The sequence below is a fragment of the Nocardiopsis salina YIM 90010 genome (assembly GCF_000341025.1).
Classification (GTDB): domain Bacteria; phylum Actinomycetota; class Actinomycetes; order Streptosporangiales; family Streptosporangiaceae; genus Nocardiopsis; species Nocardiopsis salina.
This window is the reverse complement of sequence record NZ_ANBF01000242.1, coordinates 14,808-30,086: the sequence shown is the minus strand read 5'-3', so window position 1 is coordinate 30,086 and position 15,279 is coordinate 14,808. Positions and strand designations below refer to the sequence as shown.

The window sequence follows — 15,279 nt, the reverse complement described above, 5'->3', positions numbered from 1 at the left end:
GGCGGTGGACCTGTTCTCCTGGGGCGCGGTGATGGTCTTCGCTGCGACCGGGCGTGAGGCCTTCCCCGGGCCGACACAGGCCTCCCGCATCGCGAAGGTGCTGTCCGGCAACGCCGACCTCGACGGGCTTCCCGAGAGCCTCGCTCCGGCCGTGCGCGCCTGCCTGGCCGGCGACCCCGGTGCGCGTCCTGACGCCCGGACCCTGCTCGACCACCTGGTCACCGGTGGGGCGCTGCCCGCGCAGGCGCCCACGACCGCAGGGCCGAAGGTCGAGCCGACCCTGGTCGAGGGGGTCGACGACGGGCTCACTCGCGGGTACGCCCCGGAGCCCGATGCCGAGCCGGGTCCGGGATCGGCCGCCGCTGCGGAGCCCTCACCGGGCCCTGAGCACCAGGCGTCCTCCGGGGGCGCGTACACCCCGCCGTCCTCGGGGCCGGAGGCGCCGGCCTTCTCCGGGCCGCAGACCCCGCCGCCGCGGGGGAGCGGGAGCGGCACCCAGACCCCGCCGTACCACTTCGCCGGGCAACGCCTGCACACCGTCCAGGAGCTCGCCGCCGCCCTGCAGGAGAACTGGTCGGACGCGGTCGGGGTCATGTCCGACGACCAGGAACGTGCAGCCCTGGGTGCCTGGATCATCGACGACCTCGACGACACCCTCGTCGACCGGGCCCTGTTCCGCCGCACGGTCAACGATGCCAACACCGCGGTGGCGGCCCTCGTCGCGCAGGCGCGGCCCGACCTGCCGCCGGTCTTCCGCGGCCACGACTGCAGTGTCTCCGGGCTCGGCCGCCTCTTCTCCGATCCCCGGCCCCTGCTGTCCGGTGACCCGCGGAGCAATGAGCTCGGCCTGCTGGCGCGCCCGGAGGTCCTGCGCCTCATGGCCCAGCACGAGGGCCGCGATTCCGTTGCGCTGCGTTCCCTGGCCGAGGACCTGGTGGAGGCCGAACGCATCGGGGTGCGCTTCCACGAGCAGCTCGCCAGTGGTCTCGGCGGGTGGCGCGGCACCCAGAACCACGTCGACCCCGCGGTGGCGCTGGTCTTCCTGCTGCATCCCGACCTCGTGCGTCGGCCCGAGCCGGGGGACCGGCCCGGTGTGGCCGAATGGCTCGACATCCTCTGGACCCGGGTGGAGCGCTCCGACGGGGCAGCGCGCGCCGGGCACGCCGCCGCGGTGTACGGGGCGCTGGAGACGGTGGCGGTCCTGGCCCACCAGCGCGAACAGTGGATCTCCCAGCACCGCTCCGTCACCGTGCAGCAACGGCAACTGGCGGACCAGGGCGAATCGGACGAGGGATTCCGCCGGGGGAAGGTCGTACTCTACTGGGCGACCGGGATCCTCGCCTTCGTCGCGTTCGTGACCAACGATGCCGTCAGCTTCCTGTTCTTCATCGCCGCGGTGGGGGCCGGTATCGGTGCATTGGTCGTGGCCAACCAGCACACCCAGCGCTTCGGTACCGCCCAGGAACGGCAGTGGCGCTCCCAGCGTGCCGCTCAGTTGCCGCGGGTCAGGTCCAGCCTGGACAGCGGGTTGCAGAACATCGAACGCGACCTGGCCGAGGCCCGGCGGATCTGCTCCTCGGACTGAGCTCAGCCGTTGTCCACCCGGATGCGGGCGCGCTCCTCGGGGCGGTGTCGGGTCAGGTGGCGCTCCTCCTGCTCGGCCCAGGCCGTTCGGAAGGGGGCGTACAGCGGTGCATCCTCGCGCCGGTCCAGCCGGCGGGCGCGCACGGCGTCGGGGGCGTGCACCCACACGATCAGGTCGACGGGGCCGGGGCGCGCACCGGCCCCGGTACCCTCCACGATCAGGACCCCGTAGCAGGCCATTGCTTCCGGCAGGGACGACGGTGCCTCGGAGAAGGCCCCGCGTTCCCAGTCCCAGCGGCGCCACACGGGGGACTCGCCGCGCGCGAGCGGTTCCAGTACACACGTGCGCAGGAGGTCGGCGCCCTCGGCCAGGCCGTCCCAACCCGGGTAGAGGTCCTCCATGGTCAGGACGTGCACCGCCTCGTCCTCTGCTTCCAGGGCCTGGCGGAGGTGCGCTGCGACAGTGCTCTTGCCCGAGCCGGACCGGCCCTCGACCGCCACTACCCGGACCCCCGCGCCCCCGGGTACCTGCTTCGCCACCGCTCCCGCCCAACCGGGCGTTCCGGTGGCCACCTCCAGCTCGCTCATCCCCGCAGCGTAGGGCCTGCCAGGCCGACCCCGCCCACCCGGCTGGTCGGCCGCTCCCTCGGCTCTCCTGATACCGACCGACCCCGGCGGTCGCCTTCGGCGGGGAGGCGCCCGATGCCCGGTTCTCAGGTCCGTTCACGGCTTGTAGCATGCTCGGGCGCAGCGCGTGCGGCGCGCACAACACGGACGAGCGACGGACGAGGGGCCGCCCGGTGACCGAGGCCGACACGACCCCGGGTTCGCAGTCGGCGCTGCGCCAGGCCAACGAACGCCGCGTCGTCGACGTCCTGCGGCGCGAGGGCACCTGTACCCAGGCCGAACTCGCCCGAGCCACCGGCCTGTCCGCCGCCAGCGTCTCCAACATCGTGCGCGGTCTGCACTCCTCGGGCGCGGTCACCGTCCGCGACACGTCCTCCAACGGTCGCCGTGCCCGCGCCGTCACCCTCGTGCGCCCGCCCGGAACCGTCGTGGCCGTCGACTTCGCCGCCGACCGCCTTCGGGTGGCCGTGGCCGACCACGAGGGCGGCCTCCTCGAACGCGAGTCCATCGACTACGACGTGGCCGCCGACCCCGGGCGCGCGGTGCGCCGTGCCGCCTGGCTCACCGAGACCGTGCTCTTCCGCGGCCGCATCGACCTTGCGTCGGTGGCCTCCGTGGTGGCCTCCGTGCCCGGTCCGCTCGACCCGGCCACCGGGGCCGTCGGCGCGGTCTCCTGCCTGCCGTACTGGACGGGGTTCCGACCCGCCCCGGCCCTGCAGGAACGCCTGGGCCGGCCCGTGCGGGCCGAGAACGACGCCAATCTCGCCGCGTTGGCCGAGTGCCGGCGCGGAGCCGCGCGCGGGTCCCGCACAGTCGTCCACCTGCACCTCGGCGAAGGGGTGGGGTCCGGCCTGGTCCTGGACGGCCGTCTGCTGCGCGGTGCCGACGGCACGGCCGGGGAGATCGGACACATCGGCCTCGACCCGCGCGGCCAGGTCTGCCGCTGCGGCAACCGCGGGTGCCTGGAGACCTTCGTGGGCACCTCCTACCTCCTGGCGATGGTGCCCCGCGACAGCGGGTCGGCCAGGAACGGCAGCGCCGCCCTGCCCCAGCTGGTGGCAGCCGCGCACGGGGGCGACCCCGCAGGGCGCCGCATCCTCTCCGAGGCGGGCACCGCGCTCGGGCAGGGCACGGCCGTGGTCGCCAACCTTCTCAACCCGGACCGGATCGTGGTCGGTGGTCCGCTCGCCGTCGCAGGCGATCTGCTCCTGGACCCCATGGTCCGGGCGATGGCGCTGGGCACTCTCGGCAGCGCGCTGGAGCGTGTGGAGGTCGTGCCGAGTGAACTCGGCGAACACGCGGCCCTGTACGGGGCGCTCCTGGCAGCCGCCGAGGCACCCGCCTGAAACACGACCTCTCTCGGCCTCCGGGGCGCCGCTGAGCAGCCCCGCGGCTTGACCAGCCCGCCCGACCGTTCACAGGTTGAACTCAAGATCTGTGATGTTTCGGTTATGTGTTCAGGAGTTGACCCCAAGCCCGAGCCGCGGTTTGACTGCACTGCACCGAACGCGGTGCCGCACATCACCTCCCCCCACGAGAAGGGTCCGGCGTTGACGACACGACGCTCCTCCCACGCACGCATGGTCACCGGCGGGATCCCCGCCGTGGCCACCGCTCTGGCACTGGTCGCCGCCACCGGCTGCGACGCCGTCACCTCGGCCGGAGGAGAGGGCGAGGGCGAGACCCACTCCGTGGAGGAGGGCTTCCACGTCGGACTCCTCCTGCCCGACCTGTACACCGCCAGGTACGAGGCCTTCGATCACCCCTACTTCGAAGAGGCGCTCGAGGAACAGTGCCCGGCCTGCGAGCTCTCCTACGCGAACGCCGACGGCGAGGTCGACGAGCAGCAGACCCAGGCGCAGGCCATGCTCACCGACGGCATCGACATCCTCGTCCTGGACGCCGTCGACGCCGAGGCCGCCGCAGGCACCGTCAACGAGGCCTCCTCCCAGGGCGTGCCCGTCCTGGCCTACGACCGCCTGGCCGAGGGCGGCGTCGACGCCTACGTCTCCTTCGACAACCACCGCGTCGGCCAGGTCCAGGGCGAGTCCCTCCTCGCCGCCCTGGAGGAGGAGGAAACGGCGGGCGACGGCCAGCTCGTCATGGTCAACGGCTCACCCACCGACCCCAACGCCGCCGAGTTCAAGGCCGGGGCCCATGAGGTGCTCGACGGCCAGGAGGAGATCGGCCAGGAGTATGACACCCCCGACTGGTCGCCCGAGGAGGCCACCACCCAGATGGAGGGCGCCATCACCTCCCTTGGAGCCGACGAGATCACCGGGGTCCTGGCCGCCAACGACGGCATGGCCTCCGGTGTCATCGCCGCCCTGCAGAGCGCCGGGGTCTCCACCGACGACCTGCCGCCCGTCACCGGCCAGGACGCCGAACTCGCCGGGATCCAGCGCATCGTCGCGGGCGAGCAGTACATGACCGTCTACAAGGCGATCCGCCCCCAGGCCGAACTGGCTGCGCAGATCACCGTCGACCTGGCCACGGGTTCCGACCTCCAGCCGGGCGAACACACCCTCACTCAGCTCGAGGACGGCGGCGGTGAGGAGATCGAGTCCGTGCTGCTCGAACCGGTCGCCCTCACCATCGACAACAACGACGACACCGTGGTCTCCGACGGCTTCTACACCATCGAGGAGATCTGCGAGGGCGAGTACGCCGACACCGAGTACTGCCAGGAAGCCCTCTGACCCCGGCCCCGCCGGCACCCTCCGCCCGGGCCGCCCCGCCACAGTCCGGCGGGTGCCCGGGCCGGCGCGAGGAGAAGGAAGAGACCGCCCCATGAGCACACCCGTCCTGGAACTCTCCGGGATCTCCAAGACCTTCGGGGCCGTGCGTGCCCTCGACCGGGTCGACCTCCACGTCCAGGAGGGCGAAGTCGTCGCTCTGCTCGGCGACAACGGTGCCGGCAAGTCCACCCTCGTCAAGGTCATAGCCGGCGCCCACGCGGCCGACACCGGCGGCACCGTGGCCTGGGACGGCCGGGCGGTCGACATCAGCGCGCCGACCGACGCCCAGCGCCTCGGCATCGCCACGATCTACCAGGACCTCGCCCTGTGCGACAACCTCGACATCGTGGCCAACCTCTTCCTCGGAAACGAGCACCTGCACTTCCCGGGCACGCTCGACGAGGTCGAGATGGAACGCCGTGCCTGGGAACTCCTGCGCTCGCTCTCCGTGGACATACCCGATCTGCGGGTTCCCGTGGCCTCGCTCTCGGGCGGCCAACGCCAGATCGTGGCCATCGCCCGCGCGCTGCTCGGGAAACCCCGGGTGGTCATGCTCGACGAACCCACCGCCGCGCTCGGCGTCGCCCAGACCGCGCAGGTCCTCGACCTCATCGAACAGCTGCGGGACCAGGGGCTGGGCGTGATCCTCATCAGCCACAACATGGCCGACGTACGGGCGGTCGCCGACCGGGCCGCCGTTCTGCGCCTGGGCCGCAACGCCGGCGACTTCCCCATCGCCGGGACCAGCTACGAGGAGATCGTCGCCGCCATCACAGGGGCGGCCGACAACCCGGTCGCGCGTCGCGACGGTCGGCAGACCACCGTGGCGGAGGAGGGCCGATGAGACGGAACACCCCCGTCACCGAAGCGTCGGTCTCCCCGGAGGAGCCCGGGGTCCGCCGCGACCCCCGTCTCCTGGAGACGGCGGCCTCGCCCCGTGGCTGGTGGGCGGCTGTCGGACGCAACCTCCGCGCCGGCGAACTGGGCGCCGCGCCCGTGGTCATCGGGCTCCTGCTCATCGCGCTCGTCTTCCAGGGCCTCAACGACCGGTTCCTGTCACCGCAGAACCTGTCCAACCTCACCGTGCAGATCGCCGCCATCGGGCTGATGACCACCGGCGTGATCGTGGTGCTGCTCCTGGGGGAGATCGACCTGTCCATCGGGTCGGTCGCCGGACTCTCGGCCGCGATCCTGGCCGTCACGGTGATGCGGCACGGGTGGCCCGAGTGGGCGGGGATCGCCGCGGCCTTGGGCGCGGGCCTGCTCGTGGGGCTGTTCCACGGCTTCGTCTTCGCCAGGATCGGGGTCCCGGCGTTCGTGGTCACCCTCGCAGGGTTGCTCGGATGGCAGGGGCTCCATCTGTGGGTGATGAGCCCCGACGGGACCATCAACACCCGTTCCGAAGGTCTGATCGCGTCCCTGACACAGACCTACTTCGTGCCCTGGATCGGCTGGTTCCTGGTCCTGGTCACCCTCGCGGTGTACTTGGCCGCGTCGCTGGCCACCGAACACGGTCGCCGCGCCTCCGGCCTGCCCCACCGGCCCCTGGCCGAGACACTGTTGCGCACCGGTCTGCTGGCGCTGCCCCTGGCCGTGGGAGTGTGGATCCTCAACCAGCACAACGGGCTGCCTCTCGCTTTCCTCATCTTCGTCGGGGCCGTCGTCGCCCTCGACCTGGTACTGCGCAAGACCCGCTACGGGCGGATGATCTACGCGGTCGGGGGCAACGCCGAGGCCGCACGCCGGGCTGGCATCAACACCGTGCTCGTGCGCATCTCGGTCTTCGGGATCGCCTCGACCCTGGCCGCCCTGGGCGGGGTCATGCTCGTCTCGCGAAACATCGCCGCCAGTACCACCACCGGCGNGCCCCCAGCCTGTTCGGCGGGCGCGGCAACGCCTACTCGGCGCTCCTGGGCGGCCTCGTGCTGGGGGCCATCACCTCCGGCCTTCTCCTGCTACCGGGCGTCGACACGTCCGTGCGTTTCATGATCACCGCCGCCGTGCTGCTCATCGCGGTGATCATCGACGCGGCCTCGCGCCGGGGCCGCACGACCCATGCCAGGGGAGGGGGCTGACCACTCCCCACCTCCTCCCCGCCCGCCCCCGGCCGCGTCCTCCCGTGCGGCCGGGGGTTCCCCGTGCCTCTGCGCACCGCCCCACCGGCCCCGACCCGGGCGGGAACCGGGCCGGGACCACGGTGTAGTTTGGGCGCCCTGATGCTCTCCGACCTCCTCAGACCCGTCCCCGGAAGCCTGTTCGCCTCGGCCGACCCGTGGGTGCTGCTGACCGTCGCCGCCCTCGCCGTCCTCGTCGGTGCCGTTGTACAGAGCACCGTCGGGCTCGGGCTCGGTCTCGTCGCCGCCCCTGTCATCTCCTTCCTCGACCCCTCGCTCATGCCGGGGGCGATGCTCATCACGGTGGTCCTGCTGCCGGTGCTCACCCTGGTCCAGGAGTGGCGCCACGTGCATTGGCGGGGGATCGCCTGGGGTGTGCCGGCCCGCCTGCCCGGCACCCTCCTCGCAGTGTGGGTCGTGGCCGTTCTGGAACCGCGAGTGCTGGGCGCCGTGGTCGGGATGATGGTGCTGGCAGCGGTCGTGCTCACCGTGTGGTCCTTCCGCGTGCGAATCACGCCGGCCTCGCTCACGGTGGCCGGCGCCCTCTCCGGGTTCGCCGGGACAGCGACCTCCATCGGCGGTCCGCCCGTCGCGCTGCTCTACCAGTACGAGGAACCTCCGCGCGTGCGCGCGACCCTGGCCGCGTTCTTCCTGGTGGGATCGGCCATCTCCCTGACCGCGCTCACCCTCGGCGGACAGATGGACCTGCGCACCGTCGTGGCCGGGACCGTGGCCGTCCCGTTCGTCGCGATCGGGTTCGTGCTGGGCAACGTGCTGCGCGGGCGGGTACCGCCCCGGACCCTGCGCCTGGGCATGCTGACCGTGGTGACCTTCTCGGCCATAGGCCTGCTCGTGCAGGCGGCTCTCGGATAGCCTCGACAGCGCGTACCGGGGCCAGAGGGCTCCGAAGAGCAAGTAATGTACGCGAAAACCCGGCAACGGGGGTGCGGGTACACCCGTGGGCTCATGCCCATAGGATCGGGTGTGTATACCCGCCAGTAGCCATGTGCGGGCCACCTCCCGGGCCCTCGATGGCAAAGGCAACGGAAACGCTGGACGAGGGGACTGACGAGACAGTGGCACTGTTCGAGTCGATACACAATCCGGATGCGCTCAAGCGGCTGCCCGCCGACCAGCTCCCCGAACTGGCTCGGGGTATCCGCGACTTCCTCGTCGACTCCTGCTCACAGACCGGCGGCCACCTGGGCCCCAGCCTGGGCGTGGTCGAACTGACCGTCGCACTCCACAGGGTCTTCGATTCCCCCCGGGACCCGATCCTGTTCGACACCGGCCACCAGGCCTACGTGCACAAGATGCTCACCGGGCGGCACGACTTCACCGCGCTCAAGTCGGAGGGCGGGCTGTCGGGCTACCCCTCCCGCGAGGAGTCCGAGCACGACTTCATCGAGAACTCCCACGCCTCCACCGTGCTGTCCTACGCCGACGGCATGGCCAAGGCCAACGAGGTCCAGGGCGACCGCGAGCGCACCGTCGTGGCCGTCATCGGTGACGGCGCGCTGACCGGCGGTATGGCCTGGGAGGCGCTCAACAACATCGCCGAGCGCAAGGACCGCCGTCTGGTCGTCGTGGTCAACGACAACGGCCGCTCCTACTCCCCGACCCGCGGCGGCATCGCCGAGCACTTGTCCTCGCTGCGTATGGCCCCCGGCTACGAGCAGGCCCTCGACCTTGCAAAGTCCACCCTCAACCGCACCCCGGTGGTCGGCCAGCCCCTCTACGAGGCCCTGCACGGCCTCAAGAAGGGCGTCAAGGACGCCATCCAGCCGCAGATGATGTTCGAGGACCTGGGCCTGAAGTACCTGGGCCCCATCGACGGCCACGACGAGCCCGTCCTGGAGAAGGCGCTGCGTCAGGCCCGTGACTTCGGCGGACCGGTGATCGTGCACTGCCTCACCCAGAAGGGCAAGGGGTACGCACCCGCCGAGAACCACGACGAGGACCAGTTCCACGCCCCCGGCCCCTTCGACGTCAGCACCGGCCAGGCCAAGCCCGGCCCCAAGGTCGAGAAGTGGACCGGTGTCTTCGCCGAGACCATGGTCGAGCTCGGGCGCGAGCGCGAGGACATCGTCGGTCTCACCGCCGCGATGCTGCACCCCACCGGCCTGAACAAGTTCGCAGAGGCCTACCCCGACCGCATCTTCGACGTGGGCATCGCCGAACAGCACGCGGCGACCTCCGCCACCGGAATGGCCATGCAGGGCCTGCACCCGGTCGTGGCGGTCTACGCGACCTTCCTCAACCGCTGTTTCGACCAGGTACTCATGGACGCCGCCCTGCACGGCCAGGGCGTCACCNNCCCCCCCCAGCCACAACGGCATGTGGGACCTGTCGATCCTCCAGGTCGTCCCGGGCCTGCGCATGGCCGCGCCCCGTGACGCCGAGCGCCTGCGCACCCAGCTGCGCGAGGCCGTGGAGGTCGACGACGCCCCGACCGTCCTGCGCTACCCCAAGGGCGCGGTCGCCGAGGAGATGCCCGCCGTGGGCAAGGTGGGCTCCATGGACCTGCTGCGCCGCGCCGGGGACGCCGGACACGGCAAGGACCTGCTCATCGTCGGGGTGGGCACCATGGCCCAGGTCGCCGTGGAGGTCGCCGACCGCATGGCCGACCAGGGCATCGGCGTCACGGTCGTCGACCCGCTGTGGATCAAGCCCCTGGACGAGGCCCTGGTCACCGAGGCCGCCGAGCACAGCGTCGTCGCGGTCGTGGAGGACAACGGCCGCACCGGTGCCGTCGGGGACGCCGTCTCCCGCCTGCTGCGCGACCACGACGTCGACGTTCCGGTGCGCTCCTTCGGCATCGAGCAGGAGTTCCTCACCCACGCCAAGCGCGAGCGCATCCTCGAGCAGCAGGGGCTGACCCCGCAGGAGCTGTCCCGCAAGCTCACCGAGACCGTTGCCCGCCGGACCGAGAACGAGCCTGCCGCCGAGCCCGCCTGACCGCGTGCCCGGAGACCTCACCGCGGCAGTATCGGGGCTCCGCCCCGGTACTGCCAGAATGAGGGCATGACCTCTCCCGCGCCCGAGCCCCGTGAGACCGAGTCCGCGCCGTTGCGGGTGGCCGTGATCGGTTCCGGCCCCGCCGGCATCTACACCGCCGACGCCCTCCCCCGCCAGCAGCGAGTACCCGTGGCGGTCGACGTCCTGGACCGCTTGCCCACCCCCTACGGGCTCGTGCGCTACGGGGTCGCGCCCGACCACACCAAGATCAAGGGTGTGGCGCGTGCCCTGCGCTCCGTGCTCGAACACCCCGACGTGCGTTTCGTCGGGGGTGTGGAGTTCGGCCGGGACCTGACCCGTCAGGATCTGGAGCGCTCCTACCACGCCGTCGTCTACGCGACCGGTGCCAGCGTCGATCGCCGCATGCACGTGCCCGGCGAGGACCTGGCAGGCAGTGTGGCCGCCACCGACTTCGTCAACTGGTACTGCGGCCATCCCGACAGCGAGCTCGAGCGGTTCGTGCTGGACGCCGAGGAGGTAGCGATCGTGGGCGCCGGCAACGTCGCCCTCGACGTGGCCCGCATCCTTGCCAAGACCGCCGACGAGCTGCGCCACACCGACATCCCTCAGCCCGTGCTGGACGTGCTCGCCGCGAGCCGTGTGCGCACCGTGCACCTGCTGGCCCGCCGCGGCCCGCTCCAGGCCAAGTTCACCGCCCCGGAACTGCGCGACCTGTTGGGTCTGCCCGGCGCTGATGTCGTGGTCGATCCGGCCCAGGTGGACATCGACCCCACCGCCGTGGGTGGGGGAGGGGCCGAGACAGCGCAGGTGTCCCGCGCCGCCCGCACCAACCTCAAGCTCCTGCGAGAGCACGCCGACCGGCCGACGGGTGAGGCGCCCCGGTCGGTGCGGCTGCACTTCTGGTCCCGCCCGGAGGAGATCGTGGGTGAGGACGGCCGTGTGCGCGCGGTGCGGATCGAACACACTCGCCTGGACGCCGACGGGCGCCTGCAGGGCACCGGCGATACCACCGAACTGCCCGTCGGCATGGTGCTGCGCTCGGTCGGATACGCGGGTGTGCCCTTGCCGCAGGTGCCCTTCGACGAGCACGCCCTGACCGTGCCGCAGGAGGACGGGCGTGTGCTGGATGCCGAGGGCCGTCCCGTGGCCGGCGCGTACGTGGCCGGATGGATCAAGCGCGGGGCCACCGGGGTCATCGGCACCAACAAGTCCGACGCCGCCGCCACCGTGCGCACCCTGCTCCAGGACGCCCCTGCCCTGCGTGAGAGAACGGGTGACCTCGTGCCCCTCGAGGACGTCCTCGACGAGCGGGGGCTGGCCCACAGTGGCTACGAGGACTGGCTCCGCATCGACGCCGCAGAGGAGCGCCAGGCCTCCGACCTGGAGCGCGGGGAGCGGGTCAAGCTGCACGGATGGGCGGCCTACCGCCGGATCCTCGGTGACTTCTGACGCTCTCCGTGTCCAAGACCCACGTGTGGGGCTTTCGGGGAAGGGGAAGACACCGGCGGAGGCGACACTGCGGTGGCGTCGTGGGACTCCGTTCGCCCAGAGGTGGGCGTGCCTTCACGTTCGGGCCACCGACGCTCCCTAGCGTGGTGTCGCACGCAGGTACGTGCACATATGCCCTGATCCCCCCACAGAAGGAGCAGTGTTGGCACAGCACACCCGGGTCCGCCCCGCCCCGGCTGCGGCGACCGCCGCGGCCCTGGCCTTCGGACTGGTCGCCGCCACCGCGTCGCCCGCTTCCGCCGACGACCCCGAGGCGCAGGGGTTCGGTCCCGACAACGTCATCGTCCTCATCGGCGACGGCATGGGCTACGACCAGATCGACGCGGCCAGTCTCTACCGCGACGGAACCTCGTACAACCAGTTCGCCGTCGACCCCGACACCGGTGAGGTCGATCGCGAACCCTCAGAGGCCTCCAACGTCTACGAGGAGTTCGACGTCCAGCTCTCGGCCGCCACCTACCCCGAAGGCGGCAGCTACGACCCCGAGGCCGTCTGGACCGACTTCGACGACGTCAACAACGGCTACACCGACTCCGCGGCCGCCGGCACCGCTCTGGCCAGCGGGGTGCACACCGACAACGGGCTCCTCGGCCTCGACCCCGACCTGCTGCCGGTGCGCAACCTGACCGAGCGAGCCCAGGAGACCGGGCGTGCCAGCGGCGTCGTCGCCGACGTCCCGTTCAGTCACGCCACCCCGGCTTCGTTCGTCGCTCACAACGAAGACCGCAACGCCTACGACGAGATCGCGCGCGAAATGCTCACGGAGCACGAACTCGACGTGGTCATGGGGGCCGGACACCCCCACTACGACGAGGACGGCCAACCGGTCGACGAGCCCGCCTTCGACTACGTGGACGAGGCCACCTACGAGTCCGCCTCCACCGGCGAGACCGGCTTCACCTTCGTCGAGGAGACCGAGGACTTCGCCGACCTCGCCGAGACCGCCACCCCGCCCGAGCGGGTGTTCGGGCTCGCCCAGGCCGCAGCCACCCTGCAGTACGACCGCAGCGGACCGGACCTGGACGAGGACGGCGAGCCCATCGAGGGTTCGGAACCCTACGACGCGGAGTTCAACGAGAACGTGCCCAGCCTGGCCGAGATGGCCTCCGGGGCGCTCAACGTGCTCGACAACTCCTCCGACGAGGGGATGTTCCTCATGGTCGAGGGCGGAGCGATCGACTGGGCCGGCCACGACAACAACATCAACCGGCTCATCGAGGAGCAGATCGAGTTCGATGACGCTGTCGAGGAGGTCGTCGACTGGGTCGAATCGGAGAGTAGCTGGCAGGAGACCCTCGTCGTGGTCACCGCCGACCACGAGACCGGCTACCTGGCCGGCCCCGGCGCCGGTGAAGAGGGCGGTTGGACGCCCCTGACCGGCGAGGCCGGCGAGCTGCCCGAGCACTCGTGGCACAGCGAGGACCACACCAACATGCTGGTGCCGGTCTACGCCCAGGGCCCCGGGGCGAGCCGTATGCAGCACCACGCCCAGTACGAGGACCCGGTCCAGGGCGCCTACCTGGAGCACACCGACATCGCCAACACGGTCTTCGATTTCTGGGGGCGCGGCTGACCGTGTGAACGGGGCCCCGGGATGCTGTCGGATCACCGGCGGCCCCGGGCCTCGTCCGTTCGTGGTGCCGGGTCAGGTCACACGCCGCTGCTCGGCCTCGTAGGTGTTGCAGCCGGCCACGGTGTCCTGGGCCCATCCCTGCTCGAGCCAGAACGCGCGGTTGGCGGCCCGGCCATGGGTCTCCAGGTCGCCGCCGCTGTTGAAGTGGTCGTTGATGGTCTCCAGGTCGCCGGCCCCGATCTCGGAGATGCTGTTCAGGGCCACACCTGCCATGCACTCGGCCTGCAGTTCGGTGCGGCGCAGGGTGTCCAGTTCCTCGGTCTCCTCCTCGGCGTCGCGGCGCAGGTCGTGCGTGACGGGCAGGATCCCGGTCGCGTACTGGACGTGGTGGCCGTATTCGTGGCCCATCAGTGCGAGCCACACCATCTCCTGCTCCGAGTCCGGCACGTTCTCGCCGAGCTCGCGCACGTTGGGCAGGACCACGGTGATGCGGTGGTGATCGATCTCGTAATAGGCCAGCGTGTACCCGTCGGCGTTGTCGGCGTCGGGCGAGTCGGTGGAGACCTCGAAGTCCACGGACTCGGGGCGCAGGCCCAGGTCCTCCATGACGGGGGCCCAGACCGTGTCCAGGCACTCGCCGGCTGCGGTGGAGAACTCCAGCCACGACTCGTCGGAGGAGGTGTCCAGCGAGGGCAGGTCGCAGTCCACGGCCTCGGGCATGGGAACGCCGTAGAGCGGGTGCTCGACCAGGTCCACCTCCATGGGGGCCGGCCGGTCCAGCAGGGCCTCGTCGTAGTGCGTGGACAGGTCGGTGCCGGGAGCGGGTGCAGGGTCGTCGCGCGGGCCTTGGACCACCATGAGCACGCTCGCGGCCATCGCGGTCGCCGCCACGGCACCCGCGGTGACGGCGCCGAAGACCACACCGGGGACGCCCTCGTCCGGTGGACGGGGCGAGGGCGGCGGCGCCCACGCGGGAGGCTGCGGGCCACGGGTGTCCCATGTCAGGGGCTGGTGCCCGTGGTCGTGGTGCTGCCGGGGCCCGCCGTCCCATGCATGCGGATGGCGCCCCTGTGGCGAGGGAGGTCCGTGGGGTTGCTCCGGTTGGGGCGGGGGCTGTGCCTGCGGGTGCTCCGGATGCGACGGGACGTAGGGGCCCTGCACCCCGTGGGAGGCATAAGGCACCGGGGGAACGTCGAAAGGGGGCTGCCGGTGGTCGGGTCCGGGTCGGTTCTCCACGGTCCGTCCTCGCCATCGTGCCAACGCGTTCCGGGGTGCCCGGTCCACGATCGAAACCGGCAAGTTTCGCAGAACCCCTTTATGCGGCCCAACCGGGCATCACGATGGTAGCGGACCCGCGCGGTGCGGGCAGTCGGCGCCCTACTCGGGCGGCGGCCGGTACTCGACCCCGACGCGCTCGAGCACCCCGCGCAGCTCCGACTCGAACAGCGGTTCCATGTCGGCCATCACGAAGTTGAGGTGCTGGAAGATCTCCATGCACACCACCCCGTACAGGCGCACCCAGCAGGAACTCAGTACCATCACCGCGCCCAGCGGCACGTTCGGGGTGGCCACGCCCACGGTGTCGGCGAAGGCGCGCAGCTCGCTCGCGAGATCGGCCGGCACCTCGTCGTCGGGGGGCACCTCGAACCGCTGCTCGGCCACCAGGCGGTCGAAGAGCGTGAAGAACGTGGCGCCGAACCTGCGCCCGGCCTCCAGGGCGGCGGTGATGTCGGAGTCGGGGTCGAGCCGGTTGCGCGGCCCGAACATGGTCGAGAACTCCGCGCGGTGCTCCAGCGCCCAGCCGCGGAAGGCACGCAGCGAGGTGAGGATGCGCTGGTCGGTGTTCTGCTCGGGAACGCTGGCGTCGGCGGCGGCCACGTGGTCGGCGAGGTCGTCGTACATGTCCGCGGTGATCAGCACCAGGAGCGCGTCGATCCCCGAGACGTAGCGGTACAGGCCGGGCGCGGTCATGCCCATCTCGCGCGCGACCGCCCGCAGTGAGACCCCCTGGGACCCGTGCTCGACGAGATGGCGCCGGGCGATCTCCTTGATCTCGGCGAGTGTGGCTTCACGCACACGTTCGCGGCGGCTCGTTCTGACCCCGGAGCGGTCGAGCTGCGGTTTTGTCATGTGTGGAGGTCCACCTCGTCTCATG

General features: G+C 71.4%; 10 protein-coding genes and 2 pseudogenes. 9 read left to right on the top strand and 3 right to left on the bottom strand.

Annotation, left to right across the window (positions count from 1 at the left end):
* On the top strand, nt 1-1,585 hold a 1,585-nt coding region (locus D474_RS32475; protein ID WP_026118823.1), incomplete at its 5' end, for a serine/threonine-protein kinase.
* 2 nt (nt 1,586-1,587) lie between these two features.
* Here the strand turns inward: D474_RS32475 and D474_RS0126450 are convergent.
* Entirely contained in the window at nt 1,588-2,172 is a 585-nt protein-coding gene (locus D474_RS0126450; RefSeq protein ID WP_026118822.1) for a uridine kinase family protein, read from the bottom strand.
* Between the two features lie 212 nt (nt 2,173-2,384).
* Here D474_RS0126450 and D474_RS0126445 point away from each other — a divergent pair, with 212 nt between their 5' ends.
* The 8 genes and pseudogenes from D474_RS0126445 to D474_RS0126410 all read left to right on the top strand — a co-directional run bounded on the left by D474_RS0126445 (nt 2,385) and on the right by D474_RS0126410 (nt 13,124).
* Nucleotides 2,385-3,557: an ROK family transcriptional regulator gene (locus tag D474_RS0126445; protein ID WP_017616491.1), complete on the top strand. Its 1,173-nt coding sequence runs from the start codon at nt 2,385-2,387 to the stop codon at nt 3,555-3,557.
* A gap of 234 nt (nt 3,558-3,791) precedes the next feature.
* A complete protein-coding gene (locus D474_RS0126440; RefSeq protein WP_026118821.1) occupies nt 3,792-4,910 on the top strand; it encodes an ABC transporter substrate-binding protein in 1,119 nt (372 codons plus the stop codon).
* 91 nt (nt 4,911-5,001) lie between these two features.
* Nucleotides 5,002-5,793: an ATP-binding cassette domain-containing protein gene (locus tag D474_RS0126435; protein ID WP_017616489.1), complete on the top strand. Its 792-nt coding sequence runs from the start codon at nt 5,002-5,004 to the stop codon at nt 5,791-5,793.
* A pseudogene (locus D474_RS30205) lies at nt 5,790-7,024 on the top strand (sugar ABC transporter permease). The gene D474_RS0126435 and the pseudogene D474_RS30205 overlap by 4 nt, the downstream one beginning before the upstream one ends.
* Before the next feature lie 141 nt (nt 7,025-7,165).
* Nucleotides 7,166-7,936 carry a sulfite exporter TauE/SafE family protein gene (locus D474_RS0126425; RefSeq protein WP_026118820.1) on the top strand — a complete coding sequence of 257 codons (771 nt, stop codon included), beginning with the start codon at nt 7,166-7,168 and terminating at the stop codon, nt 7,934-7,936.
* 203 nt (nt 7,937-8,139) lie between these two features.
* Nucleotides 8,140-10,021, top strand: a pseudogene (dxs, locus tag D474_RS30200) (1-deoxy-D-xylulose-5-phosphate synthase).
* 66 nt (nt 10,022-10,087) lie between these two features.
* A complete protein-coding gene (locus D474_RS0126415; protein ID WP_017616486.1) occupies nt 10,088-11,491 on the top strand; it encodes an FAD-dependent oxidoreductase in 1,404 nt (467 codons plus the stop codon).
* 199 nt (nt 11,492-11,690) lie between these two features.
* Nucleotides 11,691-13,124 (top strand): alkaline phosphatase, encoded by a 1,434-nt coding sequence (locus tag D474_RS0126410; protein ID WP_017616485.1) that lies wholly within the window; start codon nt 11,691-11,693, stop codon nt 13,122-13,124.
* Nucleotides 13,125-13,196: 72 nt separating this feature from the next.
* On the opposite strand, the gene D474_RS0126405 is transcribed toward D474_RS0126410, so the two are convergent.
* Together D474_RS0126405 and D474_RS0126400 are read right to left on the bottom strand one after the other, a co-directional pair.
* Nucleotides 13,197-14,045 carry a neutral zinc metallopeptidase gene (locus D474_RS0126405; RefSeq protein WP_017616484.1) on the bottom strand — a complete coding sequence of 283 codons (849 nt, stop codon included), beginning with the start codon at nt 14,043-14,045 and terminating at the stop codon, nt 13,197-13,199.
* A 456-nt stretch (nt 14,046-14,501) separates the two neighbouring features.
* The gene (locus D474_RS0126400; RefSeq protein WP_017616483.1) at nt 14,502-15,254 is read right to left on the bottom strand and encodes a TetR/AcrR family transcriptional regulator; all 753 of its coding nucleotides are present in this window, start codon (nt 15,252-15,254) and stop codon (nt 14,502-14,504) included.
* Between the last annotated feature and the right edge of the window lie 25 nt (nt 15,255-15,279).